This is a genomic window from Haematospirillum sp. H1815 (assembly GCF_012102705.1).
Classification (GTDB): domain Bacteria; phylum Pseudomonadota; class Alphaproteobacteria; order Rhodospirillales; family Rhodospirillaceae; genus Haematospirillum.
This window is the reverse complement of sequence record NZ_JAAVTA010000001.1, coordinates 154,887-171,699: the sequence shown is the minus strand read 5'-3', so window position 1 is coordinate 171,699 and position 16,813 is coordinate 154,887. Positions and strand designations below refer to the sequence as shown.

Sequence of the window (16,813 nt, the reverse complement as noted above, 5' to 3'; positions counted from 1 at the left end):
GGTTGTGATAGAGGAGTTGCTGAGAGAATGGGGGTATCTGGCCATTCTTATTGTAACCTTTCTGGAAGGTGAGAGCATTGTTATTCTTGCCGGTGCAGCAGCCCAACAAGGAATCATGAACGCGGAGCTGGTTGCCCTGACCGCCTTGTGCGGTAGCTTCCTCGGAGATCAGTTCTACTATACGATAGGACGTTATTACGGCACGCCACTCCTGGACCGTCGTCCATCCCTGCGCGGCAAGACAGAATGGGCTTTTCGGCTTGTACGCAAACATGAAACCCTTTTTATTCTCAGCTTTCGTTTCATCTACGGCGTAAGAAACGTCAGTCCGTTTGTGATTGCCATGGCCGGCGTCCCACGCATTCGCTTCATGTGCCTGAACTTCATTGCCGCGTTGATATGGGCCATGGCTTTCACGTCGATTGGCTATTTCTCCAGCAAGGCTCTTGAGCGGTTCTTTGGAGAACACCAGATGAAGGTGCTGATTGGTCTGGCAGTACTTGCTCTTGCCTTTGGCCTTTATACCTCTCTCCGTGGCTTGATCAATAAAAAGAAAACCCAGGCTTCCACAAATACAATCGAAAAGCCGGAACTCACGGAGACAGACGGTTCCAACACACCACGGGCAGGATGAAACGATGTTTTCCAGGGATGAAAAACAAATCTGTCCACATGAGGGGTGGAGCCTGGAAACAGATCATGGCGATCTTCTCAACCTTGTATCCCAGTTGGATGATGCACTTGGCCGTTCTGATACAGCACGCTTTACCCGCCTGTCGGAATCTATCGTTGACCGACTGATTTCCCACATGCGGGAAGAGGGAAGCGCACTGGGGCATCAGTCATACCAGGCAGCCCGCGAATATCAAAAAATTAACAGAGCGATAGAGTTACAGGGACTGACCCTTCTTTCCATGCTGGATCGCGACACATCACCCAGGGTTCTTCGGCAATGCGCCGAAGGCTTCCGGAAGATTGTCGAGAAAGAAATATCAGCAAGCAAAACGCACCATGAAGACGAGAGCGAAAACAAGCTGCAAGACCTCGAAACTTCTTGACACAAAAAAACCTGAAGGCGAATTATGTGTCATGTGTTTCTTTTTATATGAAGCAAACAACAGGGGAATAACGTGGGACGTATTTTATCAGCTGGTATGGTCTTCTCTGCCATTGCCTTATGTTTGCCCGGCGGCGGGTGGGCGTCGGAAGTCAAATACGTTGCGAGCACAGCCATTGTTGAACACCCTGCCTTGAATGCCATACGTGACGGTCTAAGGGATGGGCTTCGTAACAAGGGCTATGATGACAGCACACTGAAATTTACGTTCGAAAGTGCACAGGGAAGCCCGGCTACTGCAGCCCAAATTGCACGCAAGCTTGCCGGTGCAGGGCCTGATGTTATTGTCCCTATTACCACGCCATCGGCACAGGCTGTTGTTGCCTCTTCCAACCATATTCCTGTTGTATTCTCGGCCATATCAGACCCTGTGGGTGCCAATCTTGTCCAAGACCTTGATAAACCCAGCGCTACAGTAACAGGCATTGCTGATATCCCGGATTTTGGGAAAAGCTTGGCGATGGTCAAGGCCATTGTTCCTTCTGTGCAGACAATCGGCATACCCCACAATCCAGGCGAACCCAATGTTGTCGATGCTCTTGCAAGAATAAGGGCGGCAGCAAACGTCACAGGAATCAAGATTATCGCTACGACAGCGCACCGGTCGTCTGATGTACAAGCAGCCGCACAGGCTTTGGTTGGGAAAGTGGATGCAATCTACATACCACTCGACAATACTGTTGTCTCTGCCTTGGAAAGTGTTCTGAAAGTCGGAATTGACAATCGCATACCTGTTTTTGCCACCGATACCCACTCTGTCGAACGTGGATCGGTTGCAGCACTGGGGTATGATCAGTACGATATCGGCCTTCAAACAGCTGATATTGTTGATAAAATCCTAAGAGGAGCAAGAGTTTCGGACATTCCGATTGCAATGCCTAGACTGGTGCAGCTTTATGTCAATGTAAAAGCAGCTGAACAAATGGGCGTCAATATCCCTCAGGATATCCTGAAACAAGCCGCCCACATCGTACGTTAGGCGACTAGCTATCATTTCTCATCCAGAGTGACAATCAGCTAGAAAAGAAATGGCTCGCGTCGAAATGGACAGAAAAAATAATACTTCCAATGAAGAGATCTGAAATAATTATCAGTCCAGCTAATTCTTGATGCTACAGTAGGGAATACCAGCTTATATGTCCTTGATATCATTTCTTGGATCTGTGGAAATAGGCCTTATATATGGCTTGGTTGCACTCGGCGTTTACTTATCATTCAGGGTCCTGAACTTTCCTGACCTGACGGTTGATGGAAGCTTCACGCTAGGGGCTGCTGTTTCTGCGGCCTTGATTGTTCAGGAAGTTGATCCCTACCTTTCGTGCCTTGTTGCTATTGCTGCAGGCGCCTTGGCTGGCAGCGCAACTGCTTTTCTTAACATTCGCTTCGGTATCCTGCACCTTCTGGCCAGCATTCTGGTCATGACGGCATTATATACTATCAATTTGAGAATTATGGGACGCCCAAATATTGCATTAATTATGGAACCAACCGTCCTTGATCCCCTCGAGAATCTCAGGATGGCTCCGCATTGGATAAAAGTTATGGCCGCAGGCAGTGTAGCCATAGGAGCCGCGATATGCATTGCGCGCTTCCTGAACAGCCGAATTGGCATTGCAATGCGTGCAGTCGGTAGTAACGAACGCATGGCGCGGGCAAATGGTATTTCCTGCTCTCGCAAGATATACATGGGCATGGCCATGTCCAATGGATTGGTGGCAATGGCTGGTGCACTGTTTGCCCAAATGAATGGATTTGCCGATTCAACAATGGGGCTTGGAACCATTATTATTGGCCTTGCCGCCGTTATTATTGGAGAAAATCTTTTTCCATCCCGGATCATTCTTGCGTCAGCTCTCGCTTGCCTAGCTGGATCCGTACTCTACCGTATTGCAATCGGAATTGCCTTGCACGCTGACTTCATTGGCCTTACAGCATCAGATCTTAACCTGATTACTGCTATATTGGTTGGCTTAGCGTTAATTCTTCCCCGACTGAGAAGAGAGTCTGCCGCACGAAGAGGAAAGATGCAGCAAACGTCATCAAATCCAGGCACTTCGCTGTAAGGGGAACAAAACATGATACGCTGCCGCAACCTGTGCCTGACATTTAATCACGGTCTTCCAAGCCAGAAAAAGGCATTGGATCACTTATCGCTCGATATCCCTGAAGGAGAGTTTGTCACTGTCATTGGATCAAATGGCGCCGGGAAATCGACCTTTCTAAATACATTGGCCGGAGACCACCTTCCCGATCATGGCTACATAACCATTGATGAGCACGATGTCACAACGTGGCCTACACATAAACGTGCCAGCCTTGTAGCAAGAGTCTTCCAAGATCCAGTCGCCGGAACCTGCGGTGACATGACCCTGGAAGAAAACTTGGCGCTTGCCAACGGTCGCGGTGTTTCAGGAACATTCAGACAGGCCTTGGACCAAGACCTCAGGGATCGTTTCCGGGAAGCACTGAGTCGCCTTGGCTTGGGGCTTGAAAACAGACTTGCAGCCCCGATGGAATCACTATCCGGTGGACAGCGTCAATCTGTCAGCTTGTTGATGGCCACCCTGCGTCCATCAAAAATTCTGCTGCTGGACGAGCATACAGCAGCCCTGGATCCCAAAACGGCCTCCATGGTCATGGCATTATCGGATCGTGTCATCCGTGAACATAATCTGACGGCACTAATGGTTACACACTCCATGCGCCACGCACTGGACTATGGAACACGCACCATTATGCTGCATGAAGGACGCATTGTTCTGGACATAACCGGGGATGAACGACACAACATGACAATCCATGATCTTCTCGATATGTTCGCCAAGGTTCGTGGTGAAGAATTAGATGATGACAAACTCTTGCTGGAATGAACCTAGGCCATAGGGAACGGCAGCTCAGCCCTCCCTGCGCCCGCTACTTTCCAGATCTTCCTTCAATATTTCCAGCTCAAGCCACTGTTCCTCGGCTTGTTCAAGAAATGCTTTCTTTGTCTCAAGACGCTCGACCGTTTCTGAAAAGGCTGATGGATCGACAGCATAGAAATTGGGGCAAGACAGCTTTGCCTCCAGCGCCGCAATCTCTTTCCGTGCTTGTTCTATAGTCTTTGGAAGCTCTTTCAAAAGCCGGGCTTGGGCGTATGACAACTTTGTCAGCATACGCGGTACCTCTGAACGCTCGGGGCTTACATTCTTTTTCGTAGGTGTAACCGGTACCGTATCATCAACCCGTTCTCTCTGGCGTTCGTAGTCAGAGTATCCGCCAGGGTATTCACGGATAACACCCTCCCCCTCGAAGACAAGACTGGACGTTACAATACGATCGAGAAAGTCACGGTCATGGCTGACCAACAACAGCGTTCCGTCATAGGATGACAGCGCATCCTGCAGCAGATCCAGTGTATCCATATCCAAGTCATTTGTTGGCTCGTCAAGAACCAGCAAGTTGGACGGAGCCGCCAGTGTCTTGGCCAGAATCAGCCTGTTACGCTCCCCCCCAGACAAGCTCCCTACCGGACTGCGCGCCTGGCTTTCACTGAACAGAAAATCGCGCATATAGCCGACAACATGACGCATGGTTCCACGAACATTGATAGAATCACCACCGGTGTCCGCCAACGTATCCCACACGGTCTTTTCCGGGTCGAGGAGGCTTCGTGTCTGATCAAGGAAAACCGGAGATAAAGCGGTTCCTAACCGGACAGAACCGGAGTCTGGAGAAAGCTCGCCGAGAAGCATTTTCAACAGGGTCGACTTTCCGGCCCCGTTCGGGCCGATGATACCAATCCGGTCCCCACGCAAGACACGCACCGAAAGCGGCTTGATGATGCACCGCCCCGAGAAGGTCTTTGCTATATCAACAGCCTCGATCACCAACTTCCCAGAGAGAGCACCGCTATCAATTCCCATCGCCACACGCCCAGCTTGGGCAATCATACCGGCGCGTTCCTGACGCATATCGTAAAGACGCTGTACACGCCCCATATTCCGCGTTCTTCTGGCTTTAACGCCCTGGCGCAGCCACTCCGTTTCCTTGGCAATCAACTTATCAAATTTAGCTCTCTCAACGGTTTCCTGTTCCAGAATGGTTTCGGCCCATTCCTCAAACGCAGAAAAACCTCTGTCCAGTCGCCGAACAACACCACGATCAAGCCATAGCGTAACGTTTGTCAGATTATTCAAAAAAGCGCGATCATGAGAAATAACAATAAAGCCACTGCGACAGGAACGCAGCTTTGATTCCAGCCATTGAATGGTGGGGAGATCCAGATGGTTGGTGGGCTCATCCAACAGCATAATGTCTGGATCACAAACCAGAAGACGGGCAATGGCGGCCCGACGCTTCTCCCCACCGGAGAGCAGGCACGGGTCGGCATCAGGATCCAGACCAAGCTCATCTAGAAGAGGCGTGACCCGATGCAGGGCATGGTCCTGGTCGCCCTCAAAGCCACCTGCGACATAATCGTATACAGAGCGGAAACGCGACACATCCGGCTCTTGAGGCAACCAGGACAACCGGGTTCCGGGCTGCACAAAAACATCGCCATTTTCAGGCTCAACCTGACCGGCAATAATCTTCAGCAGGGTTGACTTTCCTGACCCATTCCGCCCGACCAGGCAGATACGGTCACCACGCCCAACGGCCATGTCAACGCCATCAAACAGGGGAAGGCCACCGAACCCAAGCCGGACATCTCGAAGGGAAAGAAGGGGGGGCAGCGCCACGCGATACAATCCTGATACAAAGGAATAAATACATTACAAACAATTAACACCAGTACCCGATTCGATACAGGTCTGTGGGGTGTAACAGAAAGGCCTGATTTGTTCAATCTTCGGCCCGTATATGCTTGCATACGAAAAACACAGATATCATCATGGGGCACGATTCGTTGACTCTCGGGAGATCATGCACCCCATGGACATTCTAGTCCTGGCGGCCCTTCTTGGTATTGTTGAGGGCCTGACAGAATTTCTGCCCATTTCATCAACCGGGCATCTGGTTTTGCTGGTAGATGTCCTTGGCTTTCCGGCCCCCCCGGGCAAGACGTTCGAGGTCGCCATCCAGATCGGGGCCATCATGGCGGTCTGCGTTGCATACCGCGCGCGCCTGTGGCGGGCTGTCCGAGGCTTGACACAAAACGCTGCGGAACAGGCCTTCGTGCGCAATTTGGTGATTGCATTCTTACCTGCCATGCTGGTTGGGGCCATGGCTTACCCTCTGATCAGACAGGCACTGGACAGCCCGACACTTATTGCCTGTATGCTTGTAGCGGGCGGCATAGCCATACTGCTCATTGAACGACGCGGCATTACACCAACTCTTGCGACCATTGAAAATATGCAAGCTGGTACCGCACTACGCATAGGCGTCTTCCAGTGCATCGCCATGATGCCCGGCGTGTCTCGTTCCGGGGCAACAATCATGGGTGCTTTGCTGGTTGGTGTTGAACGCCGCATAGCTGCAGAGTTTTCTTTCTTCCTTGCTATTCCAACCATGATGGGCGCCACGGCCTATAGCCTTTACAAAAACTGGAACCTTCTTGAAATGGCTTCTCTGGAATTGCTCATGATTGCAACGGCTGCAGCCTTTGTTACAGCTCTACTCGTTATCAGGGCAGCGCTGGCGCTGATTGGCCGGCATGGCTTCTCCCCGTTTGCCTGGTATCGCATTGTTCTTGGCCTAGCTATTTTAGGTTCTCTTCAATCTGGCTTTTAGCCACCATGCCGCGTTAAACACCACCTTTTTCGCATAGCATACGATCGACTGCAGTTGTCATGACCACACCCGAAACTATACGCCAGTATCTGTTCTCGACCCTGCCATTCTCGTCAGAAGCAGACTGTATCATGCTGGGGTTTGCCCTCTTTCTTCTATCCCTGCTTGTCTTGCGTCATGAAACAAAGAGCTGGAACGCTCTTTTTCTGCCAGGTCTTCTCGCAGTTACACTTGCTGCAATTGATATCGCCTTGGGAAAACCCTTGATCGAACCAATCAGGATTTTGTTCCTGACCTGCTTGCTTCCCTTTGTCCTGATTGCAGTTTTCCGCCTGAGATGGGTACGCTAAGGGACAACCCTTTCATGCCTATGAACAAGCCACAACCCGCTCCATATTATGTTATGGCATGCAAATATATGCACTACAAACAAAGACATATATTTGAGTATTTTAGGTGCCAATTTGAAAATAAAGACTGAATAAATAGCACCTGCAAAAACAGATCAGCCGTAGCATAATGAGCCCTCATTGTACTGTGAGAGTAGAAGGACGGGCATACCCTTTTGCCTTTGCCTTACTGCAAAGAGGGAGCTTGGCATCTGACATTATGATCAAGAATTCAGAAGAAGATACTCAGCATATAGCTGAAGCGGTAAGCGCCGCACTCTATAGCCGGGATCATACATCCCATATGCTTGGCATTGTTGTTGAGGCCGTAAGCCCGGGATCTGCGCGGTTGAGCATGACCGTACGGCAGGACATGGTCAATGGCCACGGCATCCTGCACGGGGGCCTTTGCTTTACGCTGGCTGACACATGCCTTGCCCATGCCTGCCACTCCAGGAATATCCGCGCTGTAACGCATTCGTGCACAATAACCTACACGGCGCCAGGACACCTGGGTGACGAGTTGATTGCAGAAGGACAGGAAATCTGGACAAAGGAACGGAACGGCATGGTCGATGTAACCGTCTCCCGACGAAGTGACGGTGCTGTGATTGCTCTTCTTCGGGGACACGTGCGATGCATAGGCGGCGTTGTCACGGAACAGATACCCTAATAGGAGCATGACACACGCTAACCACAAGCAGCCCTGAAGTCCTGCTTGTGGTTAGTGATGCCGTCATAGCGAGACCAAGGCCAAGCATTATGCCCACAGACGGCTTAAAGAAAGCGCCACACCATGATAACCTGTCATCCATCAAAGCCGCTTTATCTGCTGGATCCGATGGAATGGGCCGATCCCGAGCAATTATCTGCACTCCAGCTACAACGCCTGCGTCACACACTCTATAATGCATGGGACAGGATTCTCCCTTTCCAGAAAGCCTGTAAAGAAGCTGCCATACACCCTGATGATCTACAAACACTTCCCGATTTGGCGCATTTTCCTTTCATATCTAAAAACGATCTACGCCTCCATTATCCGAGTGGTCTGTTTGCCGTACCCATGGAACGCATTCTTCGCCTGCACACCTCATCAGGGCAAACCGGTACACCAACCATCACCGGATATACACGAACTGATCTGGAAATATGGACACGCCTTATGGCACGGTCCCTCAGAACAGCAGGGGTCCAGCAAGGCATGCGTGTACAAGTTTCTTTTGGTTACGGGCCGTTTACGGGGGGTCTGGGAGCACACTATGGTGCCGAGGCACTGGGGTGCACGGTTATTCCCGCTTCGGGCGGGAACACACGGCGACAGATACACTTCATACAAGATCTTAAGCCTGACATTATTATGGCCACCCCAAGCTACATGCTTGTTATCGCCGACGAGATGGAGCGGCAAGGCATTAATCCCCGGAAAAGCTCCATGAAAATGGGCATCTTGGGGGCGGAACCATGGACAGAAGAAATGCGCTGCGCAATAGAGGAGCGTTTCGACCTGAAGGCCATTGACATATACGGCCTCTCGGAAATCATGGGACCCGGCGTAGCGATAGAAAGCCCGGACAGCAGGGGCAGCCTACACATGTGGGAAGACTATTTTTATCCGGAAATCATCGATCCGGATACGGGGGCCGTCTTGCCCGACGGGAGTTTTGGTGAACTGGTACTGACCACACTGACCCGGGAAGCCATGCCACTGATACGCTATCGTACGCATGATCTGACCCGTCTTCTTCCCGGCACCGGGCGAGGCTTGAGGCGTATGGAACGCACGGCTGGCCGCTCCGATACCATACTCACAATACAGGGGGTCAAGGTGCTCCCCACGCAAGTCGAGGCCATTATTCTGTGTGACCCGCGATTAGCCCCTATTTATCAGCTTGTTGTACGTCACAAAGGGCACAAGGATTATCTGGAAATAAAGACGGAGTTACGCCCTGGCCTTCATGATAAGGATATGGAAACAGCGGCCAGAACTGATCTGGCCCATTGCATAAAGCGCACTCTGGGAGTAACCGCCAAGATTACAATTGCCCACGAGAACACGATCGAGCGCTCATCCGGGAAGGCAAGGCGTATTATTGATCTAAGGCCTACACAACACTGAAAGAAGAAGGCCGGACTCCACATATCCGGCCTTCTTCTTTCATACATGCATGACGTACATTAGTTCAGCGCGCTGACAACCTCTTCTGTTACTTTTTTGGCATCGCCAAAAAGCATCATCGTATTATCGCGGAAGAAGAGATCGTTCTCGACCCCGGCATAACCCGAAGCCATGGAACGCTTGACGAACAGGACGGTCCGCGCTTTCTCCACATCCAGAATAGGCATGCCATAGATCGGGCTGGATGGATCCGTATGCGCCGCCGGATTGGTAACATCGTTGGCACCAATCACATAGGCAACATCGGCTGTCTGGAAATCATTGTTAATGGTCTCCAGCTCAAACACCTCATCGTAGGGGACATTGGCTTCGGCCAGCAGCACATTCATATGCCCCGGCATACGACCCGCGACAGGATGAATGGCATACTTGACCTCAACCCCCTCTGCCTTCAAGGCATCAGCCATTTCACGCAGGGCATGCTGGGCCTGAGCAACCGCCATTCCATAGCCCGGAACGATGATAACCTTGGAAGCATTTTTCATGATGAACGCCGCATCATCTGCTGAACCCGCCTTGACGGCACGATCTGTGCCGGAACCAGCAGCGGCGCCTTGCGCAGCCTCACCGCCAAAACCGCCCAGGATCACATTGAAGATAGAGCGGTTCATGCCCTTGCACATGATATAGGACAGAATGGCCCCGGAAGCCCCCACCAAGGCCCCGGCAATAATCAGCAAGGCATTGCCAAGGGTAAACCCGATACCACAGGCAGCCCAGCCAGAGTAGGAGTTCAGCATGGAGATAACGACAGGCATATCAGCCCCACCAATGGGCAGGATCAACAAAAACCCCAAGACAAAAGCCATGATCATCAGCAGAAAGAAGATGCTGTGGCTTTCAGACAAGGCAAACACAATAATCAGCAAAACAAGCGCTCCGCCCAGCAAAGCGTTCAGCTTGTGCTGCATCGGAAACTGTAGGGGCTTCCCGGCAATCAGCCCCTGAAGCTTGCCAAAGGCAATAACAGAACCGGAAAACGTTATAGCCCCGATCACAACCCCCAGGCTCATCTCGATCAGTGATCCTGCCTGGATACGACCAACCGTACCTATCCCATAGCTTTCCGGCGACAGAAGCGCCGCCGTGGCAACCAGAACGGCTGCCATGCCAACCAGGGAATGGAAGGCAGCAACCAACTGCGGCAAGGCCGTCATCTTGACTTTCAGGGCAACCACTGTCCCGACAGCACCACCAATGACAATAGCTAGAACAATCAATCCATAACTATGAACTGCAGGAGAAATCAGCGTTGTCAGCACAGCAATCGTCATGCCAGCCATGCCCAGCTGATTTCCCTGCCGGGCACTGACCGGGCTGGAGAGTCCACGCAAAGCCAAAATAAAACAGATAGCCGCCACCCCATAGGCCATCATGGTCAAACCTGTCACATTCATCATGCGTGGCGCTCCCTATTTATCCTTTTTACGGAACATCTGAAGCATTCTCTGCGTCACGATGAATCCACCAAAAATATTGACTGCAGCCAGCATGACCGCAAAAAATCCCAGAGCACCCGACGCGGACATATCCAGAGGGCCAGCAGCAATCAACGCCCCAACGATAATGACGGAACTGATGGCATTGGTGACACCCATTAAAGGAGAATGCAGGGCTGGCGTCACAGACCAGACCACATAAAATCCAACAAAACAGGCCAGAACAAAAATGATCATCAGGTACCAGAAATCATGGCCCTGCCCTGCCGCAGCCGAATGGGCGGCTGAAGAAGCCTGAGCAGCAAGCAGGGATGCTTTTTCAGCTAAATCAGCAGCCGAAGAGGACAATACCTTGGCTGCTTCCTGAATAGATTGGGTATCCATTGTCTCCCTTCCTTTTGTCAAACAGCGGTTATCTGCGGGTGCACCACAGCACCGTTGCGGGTGACACATGTCCCCTTGACCAGGGCCTCATCCGGATTGATTTCCAGTTTCTTCGCATCGCGATCAGTCAGAAACTGAATGAAGTTGAACAGATTGCGCGAGAAAAGGGCAGAACTATCACCCGCCAGCCGACTGGAAACGTCACGATTGCCAACAATCTTGACCCCGTTATGAAGAACAGTCTGACCTGGCACTGTCAGAGCACAGTTCCCCCCCTGCTCCGCCGCCAGATCGACAATGACCGAACCCGGCTTCATGTCTCCCACCTGATCCGCTGAGATGAGAACAGGCGCCTTGCGTCCAGGAACCAAGGCCGTGGTAATCGCAATATCAGCCTTGCGCAGGAAATCGCCGACAACTTTCTTCTGACGCTCAAAATATTCCGGCGGCATTTCCTTGGCGTAGCCTCCGGTTGTCTCCGCTTCTTTTTCCATCGCTTCGTCAACGACAACAAACTTGCCACCCAAGGACTCAACCTGCTCACGCGTGGCTGGACGTACATCGGTAGCATGAACAATTGCCCCAAGCCGTTTTGCCGTTGCAACAGCCTGAAGACCGGCGACACCAGCGCCAAAAACCAGAACACGGGCCGGAGCCACAGTACCTGCCGCCGTCATCATCATCGGGAAAGCACGGCCATATTCAGCCGCAGCGTCAATCACAGCCCGATAGCCAGCCAGGTTATTTTGCGATGACAGAATATCCATCGATTGTGCACGTGTGATGCGGGGCATTAGTTCCATGGCAAACGCATCAACGTCACGCTCGGCCAATGCCTTGACCAAAGCCGGCTCTGACAGGGCATTCAGATGACAAAACAGGCGGCTCCCCCTTGGCAGAAGAGCAACCTCATCAAATCCATCACCAGCCATCATCGGGCGCGAGACCTTCAAGACAATATCAGCGTCAGAAAGCGTGGAGGCCGCATCGGCACCAACTTCAGCACCAGCCTCGGCATACTGGGTATCCACAACAGACGAATGAAGCCCAGCGCCCGTTTCAACAGAAACCCTGTATCCAAGGCCGATCAGTTTTTTCACAGTTTCCGGAGTAGCCGCCACCCGGAGTTCTCCGTCACGCCGCTCCTTCGGTATGGCAATTTTCATCAGCTCTTCCTCACATCAAAAACAGACCAGCAACGGCGCACCGCAAGGCAATCACAATGCCCCGAAACAGGAAGCCTTGTGAAGTCAAAACACGGACCGGAAAGGCCGGCGCAGACCCGCAGCCGGCGGCCAACATATAGCCGTGAATACCGTGATTGAAACAGGAAAAAGAATAAACACAAACAGAAGCCCAGACTGCGGGGCAGATCTGGGCCAAACGAAACCTACAAAACAGCAAATGCACTAATCGGTCGCAACCGATTTATCAACACTGAAACTTTCACCACAACCGCAACGGCCTGTTTCGTTGGGATTGTCAAAAACAAACCCCGATGAAAATTTGTCGACGCGATAATCCATCGTGGCGCCAAGAACAAACATCAAGGCCATTGGGTCCACCAGAATGGTTACCCCCTTGTCCTCGATCACTTCTTCGAAAGGCTTCTTCTCTTCCGCATACTCAACAACATAAGACATGCCGGAGCAGCCACGGGTCTTGATCCCAACCCGCAGACCGATCATAGGCTTCTCGGAACGGGCCACAAGGTCCCGCACCCTCTGCGCAGCAGCATCTGTCAGCTGCAGCACCTTCTTGCCGGGTTCAGCAAACATCGTCTGTTTCTCCACACAAGCAGGCTTCAGAACATATCCAGGGCAACACGGGCCACTTCGGTCATCCGGTCGGGAGTCCAGGGAGGATCCCATGTCAGCGACACCGATACGCGGCCAACGCCTTCTACCCGCGCAACCGCATGAGCAACCTCCTCGGGCATCTCCCCGGCAACAGGACAGGCGGGGGCCGTCAATGTCATGACGATCCGTGTATCTCCGGTATCTCCGATCTCAAGGGTATAGATCAAACCCAGATCGTAAATATTCACGGGGATTTCCGGGTCGTGAACCGTTCTCAACGCGGCAATAACCTCGTCCTCGCTGGCAACCGGTGTTCCAGGCTCCAGAGGTGTTCCAATCTCGATGGCCTCTCCATCTTCAGCCGGAGGAGGAGGATCATACGCATACATAGGCGGTCTCATGGTCATGGCAGGCGCCCTATTCAAAAAGATCGCGTGCCAACCGCAATGCCTTGATAAAGGCATCAATATCGGCACGGTTTGTGTAAAGTCCAAAACTGGCCCGCGTTGTGGATGAAACACCAAGGCGCGCCATCAAGGGCTGGGCACAGTGATGCCCTGCCCGCACGCATACGCCCTGCCGATCCAGAACGGTTGCCAGATCATGGGGATGAGCCCATGTGGTCGAAAAAGCCACAAGACCGGCTTTTCCTGCCGTGGTGCCATGGACAGTCAGCCCCCCCAGATCAGACAGGGCTTCCATCGTAAAGGACAGAAGATCCGTTTCGTGATCAAGGACAGCCCCTCTGTCTATTCCTGCGACATAATCAATCGCGGCACCAAGACCAATGGCCTGAACAATGGGCGGTGTTCCAGCCTCAAACTTGGCAGGCAGGGATGCCCACTCACTTTTCTCGAACGTCACCGAGGAAATCATGTCTCCCCCGCCCATCCATGGCGGCATTCTGTCAAGAAGCGTCTCCCGCCCCCACAAAACCCCGACACCGGTCGGCCCGTATAGCTTATGCGCAGAGAAGACGTAGAAATCGCAGCCAAGCTCCTGAACGTCGACACCCTGATGCACCACACCCTGGCATCCATCGACCAGCACAACGGCACCAACCGCATGGGCCCGGCTGCATATGTCGCGGACAGGCAGGACCGTCCCCAGCACATTGGATACATGGGCAACAGCAACCAAACGGGTACGAGGGGTCAGAAGATCCGAAAAGGCATCAAGATCCAAGGAACCATCGTCACGAACAGGGGCTACCTTGAGAACCAGCCCCAGCTGATCACGCAGCATCTGCCACGGTACAATATTGGAGTGGTGTTCCAGCTCGGTCAGAACAATCTCGTCTCCGGACTTTAGAAAGGCACGACCATAGCTGTTGGCAACCAAGTTGATCGCTTCTGTCGCACCACGGGTCAGGATAATCTCTCGCTCTGAGGCCGCATTCAGAAACCCCTGAACCTTGCGCCGCGCGGCTTCATAAGCCAGCGTAGAACGTTCGGACAGCCAATAGGCGCCACGATGGACATTGGCATACTCTTCCTCATAAGCCCGCCGCATGACATCGAGAACCACGGCAGGCTTCTGGGCAGAAGCCCCCGTATCCAGATAGGCAAGGGGCTTGCCGTGTACGGTACGGGACAAAATGGGAAAATCAGCCCTGACGGCCTCGACATCAAAAGGCCGTACAATTGCACTTGTTGAGGTTACAGCCACAGTCATTGGCCTCGTGCCCCCAACCACGCATGAATATGCTTCAGAACGGCTGCCTGCAGTGCGGGATTACGGACCATTACAGCGGCTTCGTCCAAGAAGCCCTCGATCAGAAGTGAACGCGCCACATCGTCCGGAATACCCCGGGCACGCAGATAAAAAAGCGCTTCTTCGTCTAGGGCACCTGCTGCCGCACCATGGCTGCATTTCACATCATCAGCGTAAATCATCAGTTCCGGCTTGGTATCCACTTCGGCGCCACGCGACAACATCAAGGCCTTGTGCAACTGCTGGCCATCGGTCTGCTGTGCATCACGGCGAACAAGGACACGCCCTTGAAAGACACCACGCCCATTGCTGTCTAGGACACCCTTCCAGACCTGGTTCGAGGTACAGCCGGCCACCGCGTGATCCATGAAAGTTGTTGTATCAACGTGCTGCTCATGCCCCACAGCATAAACACCGTTGACCAAGGCACTGGCACCTTGGCCTGCAAGCTCAACACACAAATCGGAGCGTGACAGACGTGCTCCAGTCAGAACAGAGAAGCTGTCAAGGGAGGCTGAGTCAGCCAAGGTAGACTGTCCGGCCATAAACCATGTGCTGGCACCATTCATATTCTGGAGCACCACATGATCCAGAGAAGAGCCTTCGGCCATCCGTGTTTCACGAACCCAGTTGGCAAAGACAGGGTGTTCATCCGCAGAAACATGGCTCTCTGCTATAACAAGGCGGGCATTCCGGCCAAGATCCAGCACAAGACGGGGCTGCACGCTGCGTGCCTGTCCTTCACCGGTGTAAATGGCTACCACATGAACAGGCACATCAATAACGACGTTGTCCGGCACCCTGACGAACAGGCCATCAGCAAGCACACTGGTATTTAGCGCCGCAAAGGGATGCTCGTGATAGGGCAGAAGATGCCCCAGAAGACCCTCCAGAGTGGCCGGTTCCTGTACCATAACCTGCCCCAGGGGACGCAGGTCAAGCCCATCAGGGCGCTCACATGCTGACGAAAGATTGACAGAGCGGGTCAGCGCTTCATCGTAGCAGCCATTCACCAGAACAACGGTCCAGGTTTGTTCAAGAGCCAGGGCATGATTCGCGATAACAGAATCCACGCCCTCAACAGCCCCGCCCCGTATCAAGGCCCAGTCAAGACGGGTCAGGTCACGAACCTGCGTGTACTTCCACCGCTCACTCCGGCGCCCGGGAAGCCCCTGTTTCTCATAAGCCTCCATACCAAGACGACGCAAGTCGGACAGCCAAGCAGCCTGACCCGGCACATCCGCGTCATGGTCACACCCGAACAAAGGCAGTGCGGCATTCTTCATCATGACAGAACCTTCCGTTCAGGCCGCAACATCACGATATCCGGCATAGCCATTTGCCTCCAGATCCTCCGCCAGCTCCGGACCACCGGTACGAACGATTTTCCCGCCGACAAAGACATGAACCACATCAGGCACGATATAGCGCAGGAGCCGTTGATAGTGAGTGATCACCAGGAAGGAACGCTGGTTCCCCCGCAGGGCATTGATCCCTTCGGACACGATCTTCAGTGCATCGATATCCAATCCGGAATCTGTTTCATCCAGAATAGCAAACCGGGGATCAAGCACCGACATTTGCAGGATCTCGGCCCGCTTTTTCTCACCACCAGAGAAACCGACGTTGACAGGGCGCTTGAGCATGTCATCGCTGACACCCAGTTCGTGCGCCTTGCCCTTGACCAGCTTGAGGAACGCCACAGGATCAATCTCGGCCTCCCCGCGTGCCTTACGACAGGCATTCAGCGCAGCCTTGAGAAAGGTTGACATGGCCACACCCGGAATTTCCACCGGATACTGGAATGACAGGAACACCCCGGCACGGGCACGCTCGTCTGCCGAAAGTTCCAGAATGTTCTGACCATCGAACAACACCTCGCCTTGCGTGACATCGTATCCATCACGCCCGGCAATAATGTTGGACAGGGTGGACTTGCCGGTTCCATTGGGCCCCATCAGGGCATGAACCGTGCCCGGCTCAATGACCAGATCAACACCCTTCAGAATTTCTCGCCCGTCAACAGAGGCATGAAGATTACGAATTTCAATCAGTGACATCTTGTTATTCCTTCTGTCGCA

The 16,813-nt window shown here is 52.8% G+C and carries 18 protein-coding genes; 9 read left to right on the top strand and 9 right to left on the bottom strand.

Annotation, left to right across the window (positions count from 1 at the left end):
- Positions 1 to 4 precede the first annotated feature (4 nt).
- The 5 genes from HEQ60_RS00780 (at position 5) to HEQ60_RS00760 (ending at position 3,987) form a co-directional block, all read left to right on the top strand.
- Complete coding sequence (locus HEQ60_RS00780; RefSeq protein WP_322099266.1) at positions 5 to 634, top strand: DedA family protein; 630 nt, start codon at positions 5 to 7, stop codon at positions 632 to 634.
- Positions 635 to 638: 4 nt separating this feature from the next.
- The gene (locus tag HEQ60_RS00775; RefSeq protein ID WP_168068541.1) at positions 639 to 1,058 is read left to right on the top strand and encodes a hypothetical protein; all 420 of its coding nucleotides are present in this window, start codon (positions 639 to 641) and stop codon (positions 1,056 to 1,058) included.
- Positions 1,059 to 1,130: 72 nt separating this feature from the next.
- Positions 1,131 to 2,096, top strand: coding sequence for an ABC transporter substrate-binding protein (locus HEQ60_RS00770; protein ID WP_168068539.1), 966 nt, complete (start codon positions 1,131 to 1,133; stop codon positions 2,094 to 2,096).
- Positions 2,097 to 2,253: 157 nt separating this feature from the next.
- Positions 2,254 to 3,180, top strand: a complete 927-nt coding sequence (locus HEQ60_RS00765; RefSeq protein ID WP_168068537.1) for an ABC transporter permease — start codon at positions 2,254 to 2,256, stop codon at positions 3,178 to 3,180.
- Positions 3,181 to 3,192: 12 nt separating this feature from the next.
- The gene (locus tag HEQ60_RS00760; RefSeq protein ID WP_168068535.1) at positions 3,193 to 3,987 is read left to right on the top strand and encodes an ABC transporter ATP-binding protein; all 795 of its coding nucleotides are present in this window, start codon (positions 3,193 to 3,195) and stop codon (positions 3,985 to 3,987) included.
- Between the two features lie 24 nt (positions 3,988 to 4,011).
- Here the strand turns inward: HEQ60_RS00760 and HEQ60_RS00755 are convergent, their stop codons facing one another.
- Entirely contained in the window at positions 4,012 to 5,838 is a 1,827-nt protein-coding gene (locus HEQ60_RS00755; RefSeq protein WP_322099265.1) for an ATP-binding cassette domain-containing protein, read from the bottom strand.
- A gap of 193 nt (positions 5,839 to 6,031) precedes the next feature.
- Between HEQ60_RS00755 and HEQ60_RS00750 the strand changes: the two genes are divergently transcribed.
- The 4 genes from HEQ60_RS00750 to HEQ60_RS00735 all read left to right on the top strand — a co-directional run bounded on the left by HEQ60_RS00750 (position 6,032) and on the right by HEQ60_RS00735 (position 9,337).
- The gene (locus tag HEQ60_RS00750) at positions 6,032 to 6,832 is read left to right on the top strand and encodes an undecaprenyl-diphosphate phosphatase (RefSeq protein ID WP_168068533.1); all 801 of its coding nucleotides are present in this window, start codon (positions 6,032 to 6,034) and stop codon (positions 6,830 to 6,832) included.
- A 59-nt stretch (positions 6,833 to 6,891) separates the two neighbouring features.
- On the top strand, positions 6,892 to 7,182 hold the full coding sequence (locus HEQ60_RS00745) for a hypothetical protein (protein ID WP_168068531.1): 291 nt from the start codon (positions 6,892 to 6,894) through the stop codon (positions 7,180 to 7,182).
- A gap of 244 nt (positions 7,183 to 7,426) precedes the next feature.
- The gene (gene paaI / locus HEQ60_RS00740; RefSeq protein ID WP_245183677.1) at positions 7,427 to 7,894 is read left to right on the top strand and encodes a hydroxyphenylacetyl-CoA thioesterase PaaI; all 468 of its coding nucleotides are present in this window, start codon (positions 7,427 to 7,429) and stop codon (positions 7,892 to 7,894) included.
- 123 nt (positions 7,895 to 8,017) lie between these two features.
- Positions 8,018 to 9,337 carry a phenylacetate--CoA ligase family protein gene (locus HEQ60_RS00735; RefSeq protein WP_168068529.1) on the top strand — a complete coding sequence of 440 codons (1,320 nt, stop codon included), beginning with the start codon at positions 8,018 to 8,020 and terminating at the stop codon, positions 9,335 to 9,337.
- A gap of 59 nt (positions 9,338 to 9,396) precedes the next feature.
- Here HEQ60_RS00735 and HEQ60_RS00730 read toward each other — a convergent pair whose 3' ends face one another.
- From HEQ60_RS00730 to sufC, 8 genes are all read right to left on the bottom strand, one after another.
- Positions 9,397 to 10,794: an NAD(P)(+) transhydrogenase (Re/Si-specific) subunit beta gene (locus HEQ60_RS00730; RefSeq protein WP_168069082.1), complete on the bottom strand. Its 1,398-nt coding sequence runs from the start codon at positions 10,792 to 10,794 to the stop codon at positions 9,397 to 9,399.
- Positions 10,795 to 10,809: 15 nt separating this feature from the next.
- Positions 10,810 to 11,220 (bottom strand): NAD(P) transhydrogenase subunit alpha, encoded by a 411-nt coding sequence (locus tag HEQ60_RS00725; protein WP_168068527.1) that lies wholly within the window; start codon positions 11,218 to 11,220, stop codon positions 10,810 to 10,812.
- 17 nt (positions 11,221 to 11,237) lie between these two features.
- Positions 11,238 to 12,386 (bottom strand): Re/Si-specific NAD(P)(+) transhydrogenase subunit alpha, encoded by a 1,149-nt coding sequence (locus HEQ60_RS00720; RefSeq protein WP_168068525.1) that lies wholly within the window; start codon positions 12,384 to 12,386, stop codon positions 11,238 to 11,240.
- A 243-nt stretch (positions 12,387 to 12,629) separates the two neighbouring features.
- Positions 12,630 to 12,998, bottom strand: a complete 369-nt coding sequence (locus HEQ60_RS00715) for a HesB/IscA family protein (RefSeq protein WP_066135302.1) — start codon at positions 12,996 to 12,998, stop codon at positions 12,630 to 12,632.
- 26 nt (positions 12,999 to 13,024) lie between these two features.
- Positions 13,025 to 13,408, bottom strand: a complete 384-nt coding sequence (locus HEQ60_RS00710) for an SUF system Fe-S cluster assembly protein (RefSeq protein WP_168018708.1) — start codon at positions 13,406 to 13,408, stop codon at positions 13,025 to 13,027.
- A gap of 28 nt (positions 13,409 to 13,436) precedes the next feature.
- Positions 13,437 to 14,693: an aminotransferase class V-fold PLP-dependent enzyme gene (locus HEQ60_RS00705; protein ID WP_168068523.1), complete on the bottom strand. Its 1,257-nt coding sequence runs from the start codon at positions 14,691 to 14,693 to the stop codon at positions 13,437 to 13,439.
- Positions 14,690 to 16,021: a Fe-S cluster assembly protein SufD gene (sufD, locus tag HEQ60_RS00700; protein WP_168068521.1), complete on the bottom strand. Its 1,332-nt coding sequence runs from the start codon at positions 16,019 to 16,021 to the stop codon at positions 14,690 to 14,692. The genes HEQ60_RS00705 and sufD overlap by 4 nt, the downstream gene beginning before the upstream one ends.
- A 15-nt stretch (positions 16,022 to 16,036) precedes the next feature.
- Positions 16,037 to 16,792: a Fe-S cluster assembly ATPase SufC gene (gene sufC / locus HEQ60_RS00695; protein ID WP_168068519.1), complete on the bottom strand. Its 756-nt coding sequence runs from the start codon at positions 16,790 to 16,792 to the stop codon at positions 16,037 to 16,039.
- Positions 16,793 to 16,813 lie beyond the last annotated feature (21 nt).

Bases quoted from the DNA above. Each gene is read 5' to 3' on its own strand.
- HEQ60_RS00775 (WP_168068541.1), top strand. From the start codon at position 639: ATGTTTTCCAGGGATGAAAAACAAATCTGTCCACATGAGGGGTGGAGC.
- HEQ60_RS00765 (WP_168068537.1), top strand. From the start codon at position 2,254: ATGTCCTTGATATCATTTCTTGGATCTGTGGAAATAGGCCTTATATAT.
- HEQ60_RS00760 (WP_168068535.1), top strand. From the start codon at position 3,193: ATGATACGCTGCCGCAACCTGTGCCTGACATTTAATCACGGTCTTCCA.
- HEQ60_RS00750 (WP_168068533.1), top strand. From the start codon at position 6,032: ATGGACATTCTAGTCCTGGCGGCCCTTCTTGGTATTGTTGAGGGCCTG.
- HEQ60_RS00745 (WP_168068531.1), top strand. From the start codon at position 6,892: ATGACCACACCCGAAACTATACGCCAGTATCTGTTCTCGACCCTGCCA.
- HEQ60_RS00735 (WP_168068529.1), top strand. From the start codon at position 8,018: ATGATAACCTGTCATCCATCAAAGCCGCTTTATCTGCTGGATCCGATG.
- HEQ60_RS00730 (WP_168069082.1), bottom strand. From the start codon at position 10,794: ATGAATGTGACAGGTTTGACCATGATGGCCTATGGGGTGGCGGCTATC.
- HEQ60_RS00725 (WP_168068527.1), bottom strand. From the start codon at position 11,220: ATGGATACCCAATCTATTCAGGAAGCAGCCAAGGTATTGTCCTCTTCG.
- HEQ60_RS00720 (WP_168068525.1), bottom strand. From the start codon at position 12,386: ATGAAAATTGCCATACCGAAGGAGCGGCGTGACGGAGAACTCCGGGTG.
- HEQ60_RS00715 (WP_066135302.1), bottom strand. From the start codon at position 12,998: ATGTTTGCTGAACCCGGCAAGAAGGTGCTGCAGCTGACAGATGCTGCT.
- HEQ60_RS00710 (WP_168018708.1), bottom strand. From the start codon at position 13,408: ATGTATGCGTATGATCCTCCTCCTCCGGCTGAAGATGGAGAGGCCATC.
- HEQ60_RS00705 (WP_168068523.1), bottom strand. From the start codon at position 14,693: ATGACTGTGGCTGTAACCTCAACAAGTGCAATTGTACGGCCTTTTGAT.
- sufD (WP_168068521.1), bottom strand. From the start codon at position 16,021: ATGATGAAGAATGCCGCACTGCCTTTGTTCGGGTGTGACCATGACGCG.
- sufC (WP_168068519.1), bottom strand. From the start codon at position 16,792: ATGTCACTGATTGAAATTCGTAATCTTCATGCCTCTGTTGACGGGCGA.